Source organism: Massilia scottii, from assembly GCF_030846495.1.
GTDB lineage: Bacteria > Pseudomonadota > Gammaproteobacteria > Burkholderiales > Burkholderiaceae_D > Telluria_A > Telluria_A violaceinigra.
Window position 1 is genome coordinate 241,169 of the sequence record NZ_JAVCWM010000007.1, and the last position, 16,345, is coordinate 257,513.

At 63.5% G+C, this 16,345-nt stretch carries 20 protein-coding genes and 1 tRNA gene; 5 read left to right on the top strand and 16 right to left on the bottom strand.

Features of this window, described 5'->3' with window-relative positions; translation table 11 throughout:
* Nucleotides 1-9 precede the first annotated feature (9 nt).
* The 3 genes from RBA41_RS12355 to RBA41_RS12365 all read left to right on the top strand — a co-directional run bounded on the left by RBA41_RS12355 (nucleotide 10) and on the right by RBA41_RS12365 (nucleotide 2,639).
* On the top strand, nucleotides 10-1,236 hold the full coding sequence (locus tag RBA41_RS12355) for a DUF2325 domain-containing protein (RefSeq protein WP_306624157.1): 1,227 nt from the start codon (nucleotides 10-12) through the stop codon (nucleotides 1,234-1,236).
* Between the two features lie 132 nt (nucleotides 1,237-1,368).
* Nucleotides 1,369-1,899 carry a hypothetical protein gene (locus RBA41_RS12360; protein ID WP_306624159.1) on the top strand — a complete coding sequence of 177 codons (531 nt, stop codon included), beginning with the start codon at nucleotides 1,369-1,371 and terminating at the stop codon, nucleotides 1,897-1,899.
* Nucleotides 1,900-2,210: 311 nt separating this feature from the next.
* Nucleotides 2,211-2,639, top strand: coding sequence for an SRPBCC domain-containing protein (locus tag RBA41_RS12365; protein ID WP_306624161.1), 429 nt, complete (start codon nucleotides 2,211-2,213; stop codon nucleotides 2,637-2,639).
* A 45-nt stretch (nucleotides 2,640-2,684) separates the two neighbouring features.
* Here the strand turns inward: RBA41_RS12365 and RBA41_RS12370 are convergent, their stop codons facing one another.
* From RBA41_RS12370 to RBA41_RS12390, 5 genes are all read right to left on the bottom strand, one after another.
* A complete protein-coding gene (locus RBA41_RS12370) occupies nucleotides 2,685-3,731 on the bottom strand; it encodes an aldo/keto reductase (protein ID WP_306624163.1) in 1,047 nt (348 codons plus the stop codon).
* Between the two features lie 10 nt (nucleotides 3,732-3,741).
* On the bottom strand, nucleotides 3,742-4,779 hold the full coding sequence (locus RBA41_RS12375; protein WP_306624165.1) for a quinone-dependent dihydroorotate dehydrogenase: 1,038 nt from the start codon (nucleotides 4,777-4,779) through the stop codon (nucleotides 3,742-3,744).
* Between the two features lie 66 nt (nucleotides 4,780-4,845).
* On the bottom strand, nucleotides 4,846-5,577 hold the full coding sequence (locus tag RBA41_RS12380; protein WP_306624167.1) for an arginyltransferase: 732 nt from the start codon (nucleotides 5,575-5,577) through the stop codon (nucleotides 4,846-4,848).
* Between the two features lie 83 nt (nucleotides 5,578-5,660).
* Nucleotides 5,661-6,389: a leucyl/phenylalanyl-tRNA--protein transferase gene (gene aat / locus RBA41_RS12385; protein WP_306624169.1), complete on the bottom strand. Its 729-nt coding sequence runs from the start codon at nucleotides 6,387-6,389 to the stop codon at nucleotides 5,661-5,663.
* A gap of 3 nt (nucleotides 6,390-6,392) precedes the next feature.
* Nucleotides 6,393-6,977: an NUDIX hydrolase gene (locus tag RBA41_RS12390; RefSeq protein ID WP_306624171.1), complete on the bottom strand. Its 585-nt coding sequence runs from the start codon at nucleotides 6,975-6,977 to the stop codon at nucleotides 6,393-6,395.
* Nucleotides 6,978-7,157: 180 nt separating this feature from the next.
* Here RBA41_RS12390 and RBA41_RS12395 point away from each other — a divergent pair.
* Nucleotides 7,158-7,234: transfer RNA gene (locus RBA41_RS12395), tRNA-Met, on the top strand.
* A 112-nt stretch (nucleotides 7,235-7,346) separates the two neighbouring features.
* Here the strand turns inward: RBA41_RS12395 and RBA41_RS12400 are convergent.
* From RBA41_RS12400 to RBA41_RS12425, 6 genes are all read right to left on the bottom strand, one after another.
* Complete coding sequence (locus RBA41_RS12400) at nucleotides 7,347-7,793, bottom strand: helix-turn-helix domain-containing protein (protein WP_306624173.1); 447 nt, start codon at nucleotides 7,791-7,793, stop codon at nucleotides 7,347-7,349.
* A gap of 1 nt (nucleotide 7,794) precedes the next feature.
* Complete coding sequence (locus RBA41_RS12405; RefSeq protein WP_306624175.1) at nucleotides 7,795-8,124, bottom strand: type II toxin-antitoxin system RelE/ParE family toxin; 330 nt, start codon at nucleotides 8,122-8,124, stop codon at nucleotides 7,795-7,797.
* A gap of 301 nt (nucleotides 8,125-8,425) precedes the next feature.
* The gene (locus RBA41_RS12410; protein WP_306624177.1) at nucleotides 8,426-9,454 is read right to left on the bottom strand and encodes a MerR family transcriptional regulator; all 1,029 of its coding nucleotides are present in this window, start codon (nucleotides 9,452-9,454) and stop codon (nucleotides 8,426-8,428) included.
* 58 nt (nucleotides 9,455-9,512) lie between these two features.
* Nucleotides 9,513-10,406: a DNA-3-methyladenine glycosylase family protein gene (locus tag RBA41_RS12415; protein ID WP_306624179.1), complete on the bottom strand. Its 894-nt coding sequence runs from the start codon at nucleotides 10,404-10,406 to the stop codon at nucleotides 9,513-9,515.
* Between the two features lie 8 nt (nucleotides 10,407-10,414).
* Nucleotides 10,415-11,314 carry a DMT family transporter gene (locus tag RBA41_RS12420; RefSeq protein ID WP_306624181.1) on the bottom strand — a complete coding sequence of 300 codons (900 nt, stop codon included), beginning with the start codon at nucleotides 11,312-11,314 and terminating at the stop codon, nucleotides 10,415-10,417.
* A gap of 99 nt (nucleotides 11,315-11,413) precedes the next feature.
* Nucleotides 11,414-12,430 carry an XdhC family protein gene (locus RBA41_RS12425; protein ID WP_306624184.1) on the bottom strand — a complete coding sequence of 339 codons (1,017 nt, stop codon included), beginning with the start codon at nucleotides 12,428-12,430 and terminating at the stop codon, nucleotides 11,414-11,416.
* A gap of 49 nt (nucleotides 12,431-12,479) precedes the next feature.
* On the opposite strand from RBA41_RS12425, the gene RBA41_RS12430 reads away from it, so the two are divergent.
* Entirely contained in the window at nucleotides 12,480-12,614 is a 135-nt protein-coding gene (locus RBA41_RS12430; protein WP_267876238.1) for a hypothetical protein, read from the top strand.
* Between the two features lie 5 nt (nucleotides 12,615-12,619).
* On the opposite strand, the gene RBA41_RS12435 is transcribed toward RBA41_RS12430, so the two are convergent.
* Genes RBA41_RS12435 through lspA form a run of 5 tightly spaced genes read right to left on the bottom strand, consistent with a single transcriptional unit; the run spans nucleotide 12,620 to nucleotide 16,334 of the window.
* Entirely contained in the window at nucleotides 12,620-13,015 is a 396-nt protein-coding gene (locus RBA41_RS12435; RefSeq protein WP_306624186.1) for a surface-adhesin E family protein, read from the bottom strand.
* The gene (locus RBA41_RS12440; protein WP_306624188.1) at nucleotides 13,012-14,100 is read right to left on the bottom strand and encodes a M48 family metallopeptidase; all 1,089 of its coding nucleotides are present in this window, start codon (nucleotides 14,098-14,100) and stop codon (nucleotides 13,012-13,014) included. The genes RBA41_RS12435 and RBA41_RS12440 overlap by 4 nt, the downstream gene beginning before the upstream one ends.
* A 13-nt stretch (nucleotides 14,101-14,113) precedes the next feature.
* Nucleotides 14,114-14,563: a dUTP diphosphatase gene (gene dut / locus RBA41_RS12445; RefSeq protein WP_166896677.1), complete on the bottom strand. Its 450-nt coding sequence runs from the start codon at nucleotides 14,561-14,563 to the stop codon at nucleotides 14,114-14,116.
* A gap of 14 nt (nucleotides 14,564-14,577) precedes the next feature.
* On the bottom strand, nucleotides 14,578-15,798 hold the full coding sequence (gene coaBC / locus RBA41_RS12450; protein WP_306624288.1) for a bifunctional phosphopantothenoylcysteine decarboxylase/phosphopantothenate--cysteine ligase CoaBC: 1,221 nt from the start codon (nucleotides 15,796-15,798) through the stop codon (nucleotides 14,578-14,580).
* A gap of 17 nt (nucleotides 15,799-15,815) precedes the next feature.
* Nucleotides 15,816-16,334, bottom strand: a complete 519-nt coding sequence (gene lspA / locus RBA41_RS12455; protein WP_306624190.1) for a signal peptidase II — start codon at nucleotides 16,332-16,334, stop codon at nucleotides 15,816-15,818.
* Nucleotides 16,335-16,345: the final 11 nt, after the last annotated feature.

Consider the following 16,345-nt stretch of genomic DNA (forward strand, 5'->3'; position numbering starts at 1 on the left):
GAGACGCGTATGTGCGACCACGATGCCAAGAAGCCGCTCGCGCGGTTCTTTCCCCCTGATGGCGAACCGGCTTCGCGCACCTCGTCGTCGCGCCGCCAGCGCCTGTGGGAGCTGCCGGCCAATACCCACTGTCCGGTGATCGGCGTGTGCCTGCCGCTCGGCGTGCTGCGCAAGCTGGTGAACAAGGGCGTGCGCGGCCAGGCGCTGGCCGATGACTACGAAATCCACGTCGGCGCGGTGGCCGAATGCGCCACCCGCAACCGCATTTCGAACCTGCTGCAGGATGCGCTCGACCAGCGTTACGCGCTGGTGCTGCTGCGCTTTCGCGATGCCCGCAGCGGCGACGCCGTCATGCTGATGTGGCGCCAGGCGATCGCGCAGGGCGACGTGGCCGGTGCCTTCTGGGCCGCGCTGACGCACCCGCGCAGCGACTTCCTGGTGCAGGACACGGTGCTGCGCGAGATGCACATGATCCAGCATCAGGCCGGGGCCACCACGCGCATCGACCATGCGCGTTACCTGGAACTGCAGGAAGAGAATGCGGCGCTGGGGGCCGAACTGGCGCAGGCGCAGCAGCGCCACGTGCGCACGCTGGCGGAGAAGGCGCGCGAGCTGGAACAGGTGCAGGCGCAGTTGATGACTGCGCGCGCCGAGCTGGTGGCGCGCGACAGCAAGTTTGCGTTCCTGCAGGCGGATATGGCGGAACTGAGCGCGTCGGTGCCCGAGCTGGAAGCGCGCACGCGGCTCAAGCAGAAACTGGAGGAGGCGGCGCAGCGCCTGAACGCGCGCGATGCGCAGCTGGCGCAGTTGCGCCAGCAACTGGCGGCGTCCACGCGCCAGCTCGACGCCTTGCAGGCGGCGCGGCCGGTGGATGCGCCGGTGTGCGAGGAAGATGCGGCCGAGGCCATCGCCGCGGCGCAGCTGGCCGACAAGACCTTGTTGTGCGTCGGTGGCAGGAGTGCCAGCGTGGCCAGCTACCGCTGCATGACGGAGGAGGCGGGGGCAAGGTTCGCGCACCATGACGGAGGGCAGGAGCATGGGGCCGATTTGCTCGACGCGAACCTGGCGGCGGCCGATCTGGTGATTTGCCAGACCGGGTGCATCAGCCATAACGCGTACTGGCGTGTGAAAGAGCACTGCAAGCGCACGGGCAAGCAGTGCGTGTTCGTGGAAAATCCGAGCAGTACGAGTTTTTCGAGGGGGCTGCGGCAGATCGCGATATTGGCGGAGGGGTAGGGACAGTGTCCCTACTGTTCCCGCGCCTATATGATCATATACAATGTTAGTAGCAGCCAATGTTCCAACATCGTTTTTCAAGTCGAATGGTGTCGCTTGCCGACACTTCCACAGTCCATGAACTGAGTAACGATGCAATCCTTTTCCCGTGATGAACAGCAACGACTCGCTGCACGCTACCAATACATGACAACCGAGGCGCTTCTCGCTGAAATCAGACTCGCCTTTCCGCCGGTCAAAATGCCTAGGAAATCAGATCTTCGCTTTCATCGAGAAGGGTGCTTCCACTGCGATTACCTCGCGCGAGACCTTGATAAATTCAGGGGGGAACCCGTTGGAGGCGCGGTTATCTGGGTTCTCCATCGGGAACTGTCGTCGTTGTCAGCGAAGGGGTGGGCGTGGGCGCTTCCTCACTACCTGCCGTTCTGCCTCGCATCAGAGGCCGGGTACAATCAAACGGAGACGGAGTTCCTTCTGTATAGCCTCGCTCCATTGGAGAAGTTCGAGGCCGAGACCAGGGTTCACCTCTCGGCATTGAGCAGGCTGCAAGTGACATGCCTGGTCCATTTTGTTGAGTGGCTTAAAGGGCATCCTCATTGGAGTACCTACTGCCCTTCGGAGATCGAGGAAGCCCTGGATTTTCTGAAAAGGATGGAAGCCTGATCTTTTGCTTGAGTGGGACGCTTGCGCGCGGCCCTTTCAGCGCCGTCCCAGCAAGGTCAATATGTAGCGTGTACACGCCGGAAAAACGGAAAAGCAGTGCGTGTTCACGGAAAATCCGGGCAGTACGAGTTTTTCGAGGGGGGCTGCGGCAGGTCGCGATACTGGCTGCATAGCGTCGTTCCCGCCGGGTGCCGCCCTGGTGTGAGCGGCCTTGCTGCTCGTCCGGTGAGAGCGGCGTAAAATGTCTACCCGCGCACAAGGCGTATCCCTTCAAGGAGATTCCTATGGTTGAGCTAGTTGCCAGGGCAAAAATGCCGATTCGCTGCACCGCGACGCAAGCCTTCGACGCTTTCGTCCAGCCTGACCGCATCACAAGTTTCTGGTTGAAATCTGCCAGCGCTCCGCTCGGTCCCGGCGCCCAGGTGGCATGGCAGTTCATGGTTGCGGGCGCCAGCGAATGCGTGAACGTGACTGCATTCGAGCGGCCGCGCCACATTGCGTTCACGTGGACCGGGAGCGGCCTGTTCGTGGACATCAGCCTGGCGGAGCAGGGCGGCATGACCGTTGTCGGCGTCGAGGTCCGCGGTTTCGGGGGTGACGACGCAATGGATCAGATAGTGAACGCCACCGAGGGTTTCAGCATCGTCTTATGCGACTTGAAGGTCTTTCTTGAATCGGGCCGCCCGGCGAACCTGGTCAGGGACAAGGCTGCGCTGATCGAGCGCGCCCGCGACGCCTGAACCAGCTCATATACCGCTGCATGCCGTGACGCAGCGACGGGGCGATCACGCGCCCGGGTTGGTAATGCGCGCGTGGATCGCGTCGATCCCGGCCACCACTTCCGGGGTCAATGTCACCGACATCGCATCGATATTTTCCTTCAACTGGGCCAGGCTGGTCGCGCCGACGATGGTCGAGGCCACGAACCAGCGCGAATAGCACCATGCGAGCGCCATCTGCGTCGGCGTCATGCCATTCGCGCGCGCCAGCGCCGCGTACTCCTTCACCGCCGCCAGCACCGGCGCGCGCAGATAGCGCGGGCTCCACGACGCCGGAAAAATCGTCAGCCGTCCACTGGCCTTGGGATCATCCAGGTACTTCGCGCTCAACTGCCCGAACGCCAGTGGACTGTAGGCCAGCAAACCGACATCCTCGCGGTAGCAGGTCTCGTCCATCAGACTGGTCTCGAAACTGCGCGCGGTCAGGTTGTACAGATTCTGGACGCTGGCGATGCGCGGCAAGCCGCGCATGTCGGCCTGCTTGACAAATTCGCTCACGCCCCATGCGCTCTCGTTCGACAGGCCGATATGCCCGATCTTTCCAGCGTCGATCAGGCTTCCCAGGGCGGCCAGCGTCTCTTCGACCGGAATGGCTTCGCGCTCCTTGGCCGGGTCGAACGCGGTTGCGCCAAAAACCGGCACATTCCGGCTCGGCCAGTGCAGCTGGTACAAATCGATATGGTCGGTCTGCAGGCGCCGCAGGCTGTCTTCCACCGCCGTGCGCAGGCTGGCGGCGTCGAGATTCTGCTTTCCTTCGCGGACCCAGTGCAGGTTCGGATTCGGCCCGGCCGCCTTGGTGGCCAATACGATCTCGCCGCGCCTGCCGCTCTTTTTCAGCCAGCTGCCGATAAAGCGCTCGGTGTCGCCCTGCGTCTGGGGACGCGGCATGACCGGATACATTTCGGCGGTGTCGACGAAATTGATGCCGCGCTCGAGCGCGTAATCGAGCTGGCTGTGCGCATCGGCCTCGCTGTTTTGCTCGCCGAAGGTCATGGTGCCGAGGCAGATCCTGGATACCTCGAGCGGCGTGCGTCCGAGCCTGGTCTTGATCATGGTGCGTTCCTTATGGTCGAAGGGCTTGCGCGCATTCGCGGATCAGGCCCGGTCCTTGATAGATCAGGCCAGTGTACAGCTGCACCAGCGAGGCGCCGAGACTGATCTTCTCTTTCGCATCGGCGCCGCGCATGATGCCGCCCACGCCGATGATCGGCAGCGCGTCGCCCAGTTCCTGGCGCAGCGCGCGGATGACGATGTTCGACAGGTCGTACACCGGTTCGCCCGACACGCCGCCGGTCTCCTGGCCGTGCCGCATGCGGTCGACCAGGCGGTGACTGAGCGTGGTATTGGTGGCGATGACGCCGTCGATCTTGTGGCGCAGCAGGGCCGCGGCGATATCCTTGATCTGGTCGCCGTCGACGTCCGGTGCGATCTTGAGCGCCAGCGGCACGTAGCGCTTGTGCTGGTCGGCCAGGCGCAGTTGCGCATCCTTGAGCCGCATGAGCAGCGCGTCCAGTTCCGAGGCGCCCTGCAGCTGGCGCAGGTTGGCGGTATTGGGCGAGGAGATATTGACCGTCACGTAGCTGGCGTACGGGTATACTTTTTCGAGGCAGTGCAGATAATCGTCGACCGCGTTTTCGATCGGCGTGCTGGCGTTCTTGCCGATGTTCAGGCCAAGCACGCCGCGCTTATCCTGGTAAAACTTCGACGCCTGCACATTGGCCACAAAGGCGTCGACACCGCCATTGTTAAAGCCCATGCGGTTGATCACGGCGCGCCTGGCCGGGATGCGAAACATGCGTGGCTTGGGATTGCCCGGCTGGGCGTTGGGCGTGACGGTGCCCACTTCGATGAAACCGAAACCGAGCGCCGACAGGCCGTCGATGTAGGCGCCATCCTTGTCCAGCCCCGCCGCCAGGCCGACCGGGTTGGGGAAGGTGATGCCCATGACGGTGCGCGGGTCGGGCGCGGGCTTTTTCATCAGACCGGTCAGGCCGATGGCGGCGGCATTGCGCAGGGCGGGCAGGGTGACGTTATGCGCCGTCTCGGGCTTGAGCGCGAACAGCAGGGGACGACCTAAGGCATACAGCAGTTTCTGGGACATGGAGTGCTCGGGTTGGTGCGGGTTCCGGCATTTTACCGTGTGCCGGCGCCGCCCGCCCACAAGCTGCTATCGGTTCAGCAGGCTCCAGATGCCGTCGATGCGCGCTTCGAGCGGGCGGAAGTTGATCTTGTAGGCCATCTTGGGACTTTGCTCGATCCAGTAGCCCAGATACACGAAGGGCAGTTTCAGTTCGCTGGCCTGGGCGATCTGCCACAGCACGTTGTAGGTACCGAAGGAGGCGCCGGGTACGTCGGGATCGAAAAACGTGTACACCGACGACAGGCCGTCGGAGAGCACGTCGATGATCGAGACCATGCGCAGCACGCCGTCCTCGGGATCGCGAAACTCCACCAGGCGCGTGTTGACCCGGCTTTGCAGCAAAAACTGCGCGTACTGGTCGCGGCTGTCCTGGTCCATGCCGCCGCCGACATGGCGCGTGGTCTGGTAGCGCAGGTAGAGCGCGTAGTGTTCGTCCGAAAAACTCAGGTTGGCGACCGTGGCCACCAGTCCCGCATGGCGGGTCCACGCGCGCCGCTGGCCGCGGCTGGGCGCGAATTCGGCGGCGCGCACGCGCACCGGGATGCAGGCATTGCAGCCGTCGCAGTAAGGACGGTAGGTGAAGATGCCGCTGCGCCGGAAGCCATTTTTGACCAGTTCGGAGTAGACGTCGGCGTTGATCAGGTGCGAAGGGGTGGCCACTTGCGAGCGCGCCTGCCGGGCGTCGAGGTAGCTGCACGGGTAGGGCGCTGTGGTGTAGAACTGCAGCGTCGAGAAAGGCAGGTCGTTTAAGTGCGTCATGCAGTCGCTTTCGATACGGCGTGGTTGCGATCGGTGGCCCTGGTTGCTTCCTTGTTATCTATTGTAGCGAAACTTTACGCTGTTTACCGCGTCTGTGTAAATGGCGATCCCGGTTTCCATTCGGCGATGCCCGGTTTGGCGATCGCGTCGCGCAAATGCGCCAGAAACGCGGCGCGCGGGATGGGGGCGGCGCCCAGCGAGGCCAGGTGGCCGGTCTCCTGCTGGCAGTCGATCATGGTCACGCCCTGTCTGCGCAAAAAGGCGACCAGCCATGCCAGCGCGATCTTGGAGCCGTCGGTCACGCGCGCGAACATCGATTCGCCGTAAAACATGCGTCCTATGCACACGCCATAGGCGCCGCCGACCAATTCGCCATCGAGCCAGAGCTCGGACGAGTGGGCGTAGCCCATCGCGTGCAGGCCGGTATAGCCGGCGATGATCTCGTCCGAAATCCAGGTGCCCGGACCATCCTTGCGCGGGGCGGCGCAGGCGCGCATCACGTCCTCGAACGCGCTGTCGAAGCGTACCTGCCAGCGCCCGCCTTCTTCCATGCTGCGCCCGACCCGGCGCAGGGACTTGCGCAGACTGTCGCTGATGCGAAAATCGGCCGTCATCAGCACCATGCGCGGATCGGTACTCCACCACAGGATGGGCTGGCCTTCGGAAAACCAGGGAAAGATGCCGTGCCGGTAGGCGCTCAGCAGGCGCTCGGGCGAGAGGTCGGCGCCGGCCGCCAGCAAGCCCGGCGCGTCGGAGGTGAGCGCTTCGGAGACGTCGGGAAACGGCGAATGGGTTTCAAGCCAGGGGATCATGGCTCAGTCTGGATCGCTGGAGATACGCATCGGGCGCACGATGTCGTGCGTGTGAAAGCCGAAGCCGCCGCCTTCGCGCATCCGGGCGCAATCGGCGAAAAACAGTTCCAGCGTCTTGCGGATGGTGGGGAAGGCCAGTTCCTCCCAAGGAATCTCGTGCTCGGCGAACATGCGCGCGTCCAGGCTTTCGATGCCGGGAGCGAAGTCCAGGCTGCGCAGGCGGGCCAGGTAGAACAGATGGACCTGGTGCACCTGGGCCACGTTCAACAGGCTGAACAGGCTGCCGATGTCGATGTCGGCGCCGGCTTCCTCTTCGGTTTCGCGCACGGCGGCCTCGGCCGTCGTTTCGCTGTTTTCCATGAAGCCGGCCGGCAAGGTCCAGAAACCGTGGCGCGGTTCGATGGCGCGCTTGCAGAGCAGCACGCGGACCTCTTCGCCTTCAGGTTGCCAGACGGGAATGGAGCCGACGACGAGTTTGGGGTTCTGGTAGTGAATCGCCGTGCATTGCTTGCAGACAAAGCGTGGACGGTTATCGCCCTCGGGGATGAGCAGGTCGACGGGATGGGCGCACTCGGAACAAAATTTCATAGGGAATGGGAAGAATGATTTTCGCTTACTTTACACCGATTGCCGGGCCAATGCGGTTCGCGCAGAGGGTAAACCGGGCCTGACGCCCCTGCAGCCGCGTTCGGCTCAGCCCTATCGCACGCCTTGATTGGATTAATATTGCCTAATTACGAAAAGCCCCCTATAATAGCTACATACAGACGCGGGGTGGAGCAGTCTGGCAGCTCGTCGGGCTCATAACCCGAAGGTCACAGGTTCAAATCCTGTCCCCGCAACCAAATACAGCAAGCCGCTGATTCTCTTACAGGAATCAGCGGCTTTCGCTTTTGCGGGTTCGGTATGTGCGCTGGCGTCCATGCAGGTCAGGATGCGCCTCAGACAGACGCCAGCTCAGGCGGCGGTTTTTTTCTTGGTGGTTGTCGCCGCTACCGTCTTGGCCGTCGCCGCATTTCTTTTCTGTGGTTTCAGCGGAAGCTTGCCAGGTGCGGGGGCATCCGCAGGCACCATATCCGTCCAGGGATGAAAATTTGGCAGGGGAATTCTCTTGCCTTCTTTACTAAGCAGCGTGATCTCCAGATCCATTCCTAAAGCATTCACGTAACGTTGAAGCGTGGAAACGTAGATATCTGTTCGTTTTTCCAGTTGGGATACCGCATTTTGCTGAATGCCCAATGTCTTGGCTATTTGCGCTTGGGTCTGCCCGACCGCTTTGCGTAAAACTTCCAGTGAGTCAGCTTGAGCAATCATATTGTCCGCGTACTTCTGTGCTTTGGACTCGATGGCCTTCGTGCGCTCTGGTGGAAGAGTACTCATCAATTCAGCGATGGATTTTCCCATATCATTTCTCCTTCTCTTTCTTGGCCAAGGCTTTCAGGTGTGAGCCAAAACGCGCATCGGCTAAAGCAGTCAGTTTTTTGTAGAACAATTTTTCGTTTTTGCCCTGCTTGTTTGCGGCAGCCAGGATCACTCCTCTACGTTCGGGATCGAAAGCAAATGCGGCACGCCAGATTTGTGTCCCATCCGGGGACGTGAAACGAATTTCCTTCATGTTGTCATATGCCGATTGCTTTAAGGTATCGACCAAGGGCCTGCCGTGTTTCGGGCCCGCAATCTCGATGGCCCTTGCAGCAGCCAATAATTCGTCCTTGATGTCGTCATCCAGTTGCATGAACTCGTGTTGAAATTCTTCATGTAGAGACATCACCCACTTGTCCGGGGGCTGAATCGAGGGCTTTATTCGCGCATTCAAGTATCACCTCCGTGTGATATCACGTCAAGGTGATTGGTAAGGCATCCTTGAACGCGCCAATAAACGGTGTTACTCATGAGTGCCTCCGGACGAGGTGCCGGGCGCCAATCAATTCGGAACTTCCCAATTTATCAGCCTTGTGCACGCGGAGGTGGACGATGTTCTTGTCTGTTGAGGTTGGACAAGAACATCGCCTTATCAGATGATCGAGCGCGCTAGCTCAGGAATGCTGATGCAACGCCGCCATGGCCTGCCCGATGTACGCCTTCATTTCATCGGTGATCCAGCTGCCGATCATCAGCAGCGGCTCCTTCTCGTAAGCGACGCGGACTTTCGCGTGGGTGGCGGGATCGTCGCCGGCGAACGATTGCGACAAGTCGATCCACTCGCGCATCAACTGCCGCACCTGCGGATCGGCCGGTGCGGCGCCGCTCGCAATCGCCTTGCGCACCCGCGCGATCAGCCCGGGCCACTCGTCCATGCGGATGCGGTAGTGCGCATCCATGAACGCAAACTCTTCGGGCGACAGGTATTTTTTGAACATCGCCAGGCGCGACTGCGCGAACGCTTCCTTGAGATACGCCTCGACCTCGGGCGTGACGCCATTCTGCTGGCGCATGGCCGGCTCGCGCGCCTGCATGGCGAGAATGCGCACCATGACATCGGGGTCGCCGTTGGTGTCGCGTTCCATCTTGAGCATCCATTCCTGCGACAGCGTTTGCGCTTCGACGGCCGCCGGCGGCGTGCCGGCGGCGATCATCTGCCTGAAGCGCGCCACCATCGCATCCCACTCGGCGATGCAGGCGGCGTCGCCGGCGAAAAATGGCAGCTGTTTCAGTTCTTCTTTTGAAAAATAAGTATCGACCATCGTCATCAACTCCAGAGTAGTGAGCCACGCGGCCAGGTCGGGCTCCACGCCGGCATCGAGTTCACGGTGCAGCGTTGCCAGCTGCCCGCGCAAGATGCCGGCCTGGTCGATCTGTCGGGTCAGCGCGGCGATCTGCTGCTCCACGATGGTCGACAGGCTCGCGCCCGGATTGGCCAGGAAGGTTCCGATGTCGGCCAGCGACACGCCGAAACGGCGCAGTGCCTGCACCTGGTGCAGGCGGGCGATGTCGTCGCGGTTGTACAGGCGGTAGCCGGCGTCGGAACGCGCCGAAGGGGAGAGCAGGCCGATGCTGTCGTAATGATGAAGCGCGCGCACCGTCAATCCAGACCGTTTCGCCAGCTCGCCTATTTTTAACTTCATCGAATCACTCCTTGTCTTCATGCGTAAGCACAGTGTGGAGTCTGACGTGACGTCAGGGTCAAGCGGCTTGTTGGTCGCCGCGCGGATGCAGGCTGGCCCACAGGTGGGCCGCGGCCATGGTGCGGTGCGGTGCATAGCGCGCCAGCAGCGCTTCGGTGCGCGCCATGTCCGGCTTGGCGTCTTCGCCCAGCAGATGCTGGAACGCCGCGCGGATCGCCACGTCGCCATGCAGCGAACAATCGGCGTAGCCGTAGCCGCGCAGCAGGGCGTAGTTGACGGTCCAGGGGCCGATGCCCTTCACGGCCAGCAGCGAGGCCGCCACCCGGGCCGCATCATTGCTGCGATCGAGCGTCAGTTCGCCGCTGTCGACCAGGTGCGCAAGTCGCAGCAGCGTGTCAGCCTTGGAGCGCGAGAATTTGCGGGTGGTGAGATCGCCGGCATCGAGGCGTGCCACGTCGCGCGCCTCCGGATAGCACCACAAGCCGCTGCTGTGCTGCCGCCCGGCCTGCAAGATGAAGGTGCGGCGCAGCGCAATGGCGAAGGTCAGGTTGATCTGCTGGCCGATGATGGCCCAGGTCAGCGCCTCGAAAATCGTGGCCGACTGCACGATGCGCAAACCGGGCTGGCGCTGCGCCACGGGCCCCAGCAGCGGGTCGCCGGCTACCGCCGCCAGGAAGGGCGCCGGGTCGATGCGCAGCGCCAGGATGTTAAGCAGGGCGTCGTCGATCTGGCGCCGATCATCGGGCGTCAGGGGGCCGTCGGCCCGCACCGTGCAGTGCGCCACGCCGGCGCCGAGGACGATGTCGAGCAACACCGGCACGCCGCCGATCATCACGCCCTTGCGGATGCGCCCCGGCTCGACCTGTTCGGCCACCGCTTCGGTGTCGCGGCTGTGGAAGGCCAGGATGTCGGCGCTGCGGTAAAGCGCCGGAAGGGGGATCGACGTCTGCAAGCGGCTGCCTATTTGCTGTTGGGAGAGGGCGCAACGATAGCACGTGCGCCGAACGGCGTGAATCCGGTCACCAGCGCCGTGCCGGCGATGACCACGGCGGCGCCGGCAACGGTGTGCCAGCCCACGTGTTCGGATAAAAACAGCACGCCCCACAAAATGCCGAACAGGGGACTGAGGAAGGTGACCGTCAGCGCGGAAGTCGGGCCGACCTGCTGTATCAGCTTGAAGTACATGATGTAGGCGATGCCGCTGCAAAGCACGCCCAGCGCGAGCGCGGCGGCCATGATGCCCGGCGTCGGCGCGGCCGGAGCGGGAAAAAACGGCAGCGCCGGAATCACCAGGACGGTGGCGGCCCACATGCTGCCGTGCGCGTTGGCGTACGGTTCGACGGTTTTGGCCGACCTGGCGTAGGTGCTGGCCACGCTGTAGCAGAAGGCGGCCAGCAGGGCCGCCGCGATGGCGAGCGGCGCGCCGGGACGCGCGGTGACGTCGTCGAAGCCGACCAGCAGGGCCACGCCGCAGGTGCCGAGCACCAGGCCGAGTACCTGCTTGCCGGCGATGGCCTGGCGCGACCAGAGTGCGCCGATCAGCGCGCCCCACATCGGCGCGGTGGCGTTCAGCACCGACAGCACGGAGGCCGACAAGGTGCGCGCGGCAAAGGCGAACAGCAGAAAGGGCAGGGCGGAGTTGATGAAGCCGAGGATCAGGTAGTGCTTCCAGTTGGCGGCCAGGTCGAGGCGCTTCTTGAGGATCACGCCGACGATGGCCAGGAATACGGCGGCGAAGGCGACCCGGTATTCGATCAGCACGGCCGGCCCGAGCACCGGCGCGGCGATCCGCATGAAGAGAAAGGAACTGCCCCAGATGGCGGCGAGGACGATCAGGCGAAGCAGATTGGCTGTGTTCATGGATGGATTCCCGGTGCGCCCGTCGCGCTGTGTAACGAAGCGGCATTGTCCAGCGCCGGCGCTGTGCGGGAAACCCGCTTCTTGCGATTACGCTTGCTGTTACATCAGCACCGGCGCGCACACCCCGGTGCCGGCCGGCTCCAGCGCCGCCGCGTGGCGTACCTGCAGTTCGGCCGGCACGCCGTTCTTGACGGCGGTGAGCTCGGCCAGGATCGAAATGGCGATCTCCGAGGGTGTCTTGCTGCCGATGTACAGACCGATCGGCCCATGCAGGCGCGCCAGCTGGCCGTCAGTCAGATCGAACTCCCTGAGCCGCTCGCGCCGCTTGGCATTATTCAGGCGCGAGCCGATCGCCCCCACGTAAAACGCATCGGACTTGAGCGCTTCCATCAGCGCCAGGTCGTCCAGCTTGGGGTCGTGCGTGAGCGCCACCACGGCGCTGCGGTGATCCAGGCGCGACTCGAGCACCAGGTCGTCCGGCATCGTGTGCACCAGTTGCACGCCCGGCAGATTCCAGCCGGAGCGGTATTCTTCGCGCGGATCGCACACAGTGACGTGGTAATCCATCGCCGTGGCGATCTGCGCGAGAAAGCGCGAGAGCTGGCCGGCGCCGATGATGAACAGGCGCCAGCGCGGACCGTGCACGGTGGTCAGCACGCCATCGGCCAGCAGCTGCGCCGCGCCGGCCTGCGCCGCCGTCAACGTGACCGCGCCGGTGGCCAGGTCGAGCCGTCGCGCCAGCAGTTCGTGCGCTTCAAGGCGCGCAAGCAGTTCGTCGATGGCGCTGGCGCTGGATAACGGCTCGATCGCCAGTTCGATGGTGCCGCCGCAGGGCAGGCCGAAACGGTGCGCTTCGTCGGCGCTGATGCCGTAGCTGACCACCTCGGGAATGGTGCGCGTGATGCCGAGCCGGCGCACACGCTCGATCAGGTCATCTTCGATGCAGCCGCCGGAGACCGAGCCGACCACGCGGCCATCGTCGCAAATGGCGAGCGTGGCGCCGATCGGGCGCGGGCTCGACCCCCAGGTCTTGATCACCGTGATCAATTCGCAGCGCCGGCCGGCGGCGATCCACGCAGAGGCGGTCTTTAATACTTCCAGGTCTATGCTGTCCATTGAATCGAATATACTGGCGCTCCTGAATCGAGCACATGGTGGTGGGAAGATGAGCAATGATACAAAAAATGACGATGGCTCGCCGAAGTTCGGGCGTTTGCTGATCGTGCTGGTGGCGGTGGTGGTTTTTTGCGGCGTGCTGACGTGGGTGATGGGAACTTACTTCCCGGATTTCCCGAGCTGAACGCGCTATCGCTTCTTGCGCTTGCAGATCACCTGCAGCGCGCCGTCCGACACGCTGTCGGGCACGATGTCTTCCGGCGCGAATTTTTCGTACTTGAAGTTTTGCGAGACCGGCCCCTTGCCCATCGCCTCGGCGTAGTACACCTGGCTGAGCAAGGTGGTGGTGCGGTCGGCGCATGAATACAGATGCAGGGCCTTCATCGACAGGTACGGCGTGCCTTCCGGCGTGGCCTGCTCCTTCGCGTACGACACCAGCGACCACACCTTGTAGCTCTTGTCGCTGCGGATAATGCTGCTCTTGTCGATGTACGACTGGCTGCCCGCGGCCGATCCGACCTTCACCCACTGCGCGGCGTGCGCCAGCAGGGGGACGAACAAGAAGGCGAACAGCAGCTTTTTCATGGGGCGACCGTTTTTTTCGCGGCCTGCTTGGCCCGGATGTCGGCCGTGGCCTTGTCGATCGCGGCCAGGCGCGCGGCAGTACCCGGGTGGTTGGCGACATAACCATTCAATACCGTGGCTGGATAGGTCGCCGCCAGGCGCTTCCAGAACGCCGGGGCGCCATCGATGCCGACACCGGCGCGCACCAGCAGGTACATGCTGAGCTGGTCGGCGGCGGCGTCGAGTTCGGGCGGCATGGCCTTGATGCCGCCACTGCCGATCAGCATCGACGTATCCGGCCGCACGTTGGTCAGGTTGTCGATGATGCTGCCGATGGTGCCGACGCTGCGCTGCGACGTGGCATGGCCCAGGATGTTATGCGCCATGCCCTTGGCCAGCAGGTACGCGATTTCTTCGTCGCTCTTGGCAAACTGCAGCATGCCGCGCGTGACCAGGACGCGCGAGCCGTCGGCGTAGGAATTGACGTTGTCGGCGTTCCCCAGTTCGATGGCGAAACCGCAGGCGCGCGTGACCGGAACGGTCAGTTCGCGCGTCTTGTCGTCACGCTCGATCTGCAGTGCCAGGCTGGCCTGGCTGGCGACCAGGGGGCCGAATACCGCGCCGACCGTGCTCGATGCGTTGGGGCCGACCGGCAGTGCCTTGCCGCTGGCGGAAATGAGGTTGTCGCCGCGCCGCAGTCCGGCGCGCGCAGCGCCGCTGCCGGCCAGTACGCCCGTCACCTGCAGGCGTTCACCCATGTCGAAGGCAATGCCGGCCGCCTCGTTGTATTCGCCCGGATACCAGTAGCGGTTGCGCGCGGTGAAGCCGAGCAGGTTGCGCGTGGATGCCTTGCACAAGTCGGCGTTGTTGATCAGGAGCGGCGCGGCGATCCGGTACAGGCGTTCCTGCATGGCCGCCATCCTGGTGAGCGCCTCGGCGGCAGCCGCGAGGCGCGGCGTAATCGTGCGCGCGGGTGGCTCCACCGGCTGTTGCGGCAGCGGCGTTGGCGGTGTATCCGTCACGGGGCCGGGCGTGGTGCACGCCGCCAGCAGCAGCGCAATACACAGTGCCGGCACAGCCGGACGCAGACCAGTGAAGCGGGCCATAGACTTCTCCAAATTAGTGTTTTCCGGTGCTGCCGAAACCGCCCGCACCGCGTTCGCTCGTGTCGAAATCGTCGACGATGTTAAATCCGACCTGCACCACCGGCACCACGATCAATTGCGCCAGGCGCTCCATGGGGTTGAGCGTGAAGGCGTTCTGTCCGCGGTTCCAGGTCGATACCATCAGTTGTCCCTGATAGTCGGAGTCGATCAAGCCTACCAGATTCCCCAGCACGATGCCGTTCTTGTGACCCATGCCGCTGCGCGGCAGGATCATGGCGGCGTAACCGGGGTCGCTCACATGAATCGCCAGCCCGGTCGGAATGAGCACGGTGGCGCCGGCTTCGATGGTGATCGGCTGGTCGATGCAGGCGCGCAGGTCAAGCCCGGCGCTGCCCGGAGTGGCGTAGGCCGGCAGCTGGTCCTTCATGCGCGGGTCGAGGATTTTGACGTCGATGGTTTTCATGGTGCGGGTGCTTTTTACTTGAGCAGGGAGCGCTGTTCGATGCGCTTTGCGATTTCTGAAATGAGCTGGCGCGCCAGCGTGAGCTTGTCGGCGCGCGGCAGTACGGTGTGGCCCTGGTCGTCGAACAGCATGATGCTGTTGTCGTCCTGGCCGAAGGTCTGGTGGCCGATATTGCCGACCAAAAGGGGGATGCCTTTTTTCTCGCGCTTGATGGCGCCGTATTCGACCAGGTTCTCCGATTCGGCGGCAAAGCCGACGCAGTACGGCCAGCCCGAAACGGACGTGGTGGCGGCAACCGAGGCGAGGATGTCGGCATTCTGTTCGAACTGCAGGCTGGGCGTGGCGCCGTCGTCCTGCTTTTTCATTTTCTGCGCACTGGCGTTGGCCACGCGCCAGTCGGCCACCGCCGCCACGCTGATGAACACATGCTGGCCGCCGACGGCGTTCATCACGGCGTCATGCATCTGGCGCGCGCTTTGTACGTCGGTGCGGCGCACGCCGTGCGGCGTGGCCAGCGCGGTCGGGCCGGAGATGAGGGTGACGTCGGCTCCCGCTTCGCGCGCGGCGCGGGCAATCGCGTAACCCATTTTGCCGGACGACAGATTGGTGATGCCGCGTACCGGATCGATCGCTTCGAAGGTCGGTCCGGCGGTGATCAGCACGCGCTTGCCCGCCAGGACCTTTGCCTGGAACGAGGCGATGACTTCGTCGAGCAGGTCGGCGGGTTCCAGCATGCGGCCCAGGCCCGTTTCGCCGCAGGCCTGTTCGCCGGCGGCGGGGCCGAAGATGCAAATGCCGTCCGCGCGCAGCTGGGCGGCATTGCGGCGCGTGGCGGGGTTTTCCCACATCTCGACGTTCATGGCCGGGGCGACCAGCAGCGGCACGCGCTGCGGGCGCGCCAGGCACAGGGTCGAGAGCAGGTCGTCGCACACGCCGTGCGCCAGTTTGCGCATGAAGTCGGCCGAGCAGGGAGCGATCAGGATCGCATCGGCTCCGCGCGTGAGGTCGATGTGGGCCATGTTGTTGGCCACGCGCGCATCCCACTGGTCGGTGTGGACCGGATGGCCCGACAAGGCCTGCATCGTCACCGCCGTGATGAAGTGGGTGGCGGCGTCGGTCATGACCACCTGGACCGAGGCGCCCTGCTTGATGAGCGCGCGGCACAGGTCCGCCGCCTTGTAGCAAGCCACCCCGCCCGAGAGGCCGAGCACGATTTTTTTACCCTTCAGGTCCATCGACATGCGCTTTCTCCTTATTGCCGGTTCACGCGCCGCAGTTCGTCGTAGATGAACAGGCCTGCGCCGAGGCAGATGGCGCAATCGGCCACGTTAAAGACGGGGAAGCTGCCGACACCGTTGAGGTAGAACAGCAGGAAATCGACCACGTGACCGTAGGCGACGCGGTCGATCACGTTGCCGATGGCGCCGCCCATGATCAGGGCCAGCGCCCAGCAAAACAGGCGCTGGCCGGCATGGCGCTTCAACAGGTAGACGATGAAGCCGACCGCCAGCACCCCGACGATGGTAAAGAAGTAGCGCTGCCAGCCCGGCTGGTCGTCCAACAGGCCGAATGCGGCGCCCTTGTTGTACGTCAGCGTCAGGTTGAAGAAGGACGTGATGACCTTCTCCTCGCGGAACACGAAGGTCTTCTGGATCGCGATCTTGGTCAGCTGGTCGATCAGGATGACGATGGCCGCGATGCCCAGCCAAGGCATCATGCCGGAGCCGCCTTGCGGCGTGGACGAGAACAGCTGTTTCTTTTTGGTTGCCATGGGGTGGTGTC

What these genes read in the sequence shown, in the direction of transcription:
- RBA41_RS12355 (WP_306624157.1), top strand. Translation starts at nt 10, where the DNA reads ATGTGCGACCACGATGCCAAGAAGCCGCTCGCGCGGTTCTTTCCCCCT.
- RBA41_RS12360 (WP_306624159.1), top strand. Translation starts at nt 1,369, where the DNA reads ATGCAATCCTTTTCCCGTGATGAACAGCAACGACTCGCTGCACGCTAC.
- RBA41_RS12365 (WP_306624161.1), top strand. Translation starts at nt 2,211, where the DNA reads ATGCCGATTCGCTGCACCGCGACGCAAGCCTTCGACGCTTTCGTCCAG.
- RBA41_RS12370 (WP_306624163.1), bottom strand. Translation starts at nt 3,731, where the DNA reads ATGATCAAGACCAGGCTCGGACGCACGCCGCTCGAGGTATCCAGGATC.
- RBA41_RS12375 (WP_306624165.1), bottom strand. Translation starts at nt 4,779, where the DNA reads ATGTCCCAGAAACTGCTGTATGCCTTAGGTCGTCCCCTGCTGTTCGCG.
- RBA41_RS12380 (WP_306624167.1), bottom strand. Translation starts at nt 5,577, where the DNA reads ATGACGCACTTAAACGACCTGCCTTTCTCGACGCTGCAGTTCTACACC.
- aat (WP_306624169.1), bottom strand. Translation starts at nt 6,389, where the DNA reads ATGATCCCCTGGCTTGAAACCCATTCGCCGTTTCCCGACGTCTCCGAA.
- RBA41_RS12390 (WP_306624171.1), bottom strand. Translation starts at nt 6,977, where the DNA reads ATGAAATTTTGTTCCGAGTGCGCCCATCCCGTCGACCTGCTCATCCCC.
- RBA41_RS12400 (WP_306624173.1), bottom strand. Translation starts at nt 7,793, where the DNA reads ATGGGAAAATCCATCGCTGAATTGATGAGTACTCTTCCACCAGAGCGC.
- RBA41_RS12405 (WP_306624175.1), bottom strand. Translation starts at nt 8,124, where the DNA reads ATGCAACTGGATGACGACATCAAGGACGAATTATTGGCTGCTGCAAGG.
- RBA41_RS12410 (WP_306624177.1), bottom strand. Translation starts at nt 9,454, where the DNA reads ATGAAGTTAAAAATAGGCGAGCTGGCGAAACGGTCTGGATTGACGGTG.
- RBA41_RS12420 (WP_306624181.1), bottom strand. Translation starts at nt 11,314, where the DNA reads ATGAACACAGCCAATCTGCTTCGCCTGATCGTCCTCGCCGCCATCTGG.
- RBA41_RS12425 (WP_306624184.1), bottom strand. Translation starts at nt 12,430, where the DNA reads ATGGACAGCATAGACCTGGAAGTATTAAAGACCGCCTCTGCGTGGATC.
- RBA41_RS12430 (WP_267876238.1), top strand. Translation starts at nt 12,480, where the DNA reads ATGAGCAATGATACAAAAAATGACGATGGCTCGCCGAAGTTCGGGCGT.
- RBA41_RS12435 (WP_306624186.1), bottom strand. Translation starts at nt 13,015, where the DNA reads ATGAAAAAGCTGCTGTTCGCCTTCTTGTTCGTCCCCCTGCTGGCGCAC.
- RBA41_RS12440 (WP_306624188.1), bottom strand. Translation starts at nt 14,100, where the DNA reads ATGGCCCGCTTCACTGGTCTGCGTCCGGCTGTGCCGGCACTGTGTATT.
- dut (WP_166896677.1), bottom strand. Translation starts at nt 14,563, where the DNA reads ATGAAAACCATCGACGTCAAAATCCTCGACCCGCGCATGAAGGACCAG.
- coaBC (WP_306624288.1), bottom strand. Translation starts at nt 15,798, where the DNA reads ATGGACCTGAAGGGTAAAAAAATCGTGCTCGGCCTCTCGGGCGGGGTG.
- lspA (WP_306624190.1), bottom strand. Translation starts at nt 16,334, where the DNA reads ATGGCAACCAAAAAGAAACAGCTGTTCTCGTCCACGCCGCAAGGCGGC.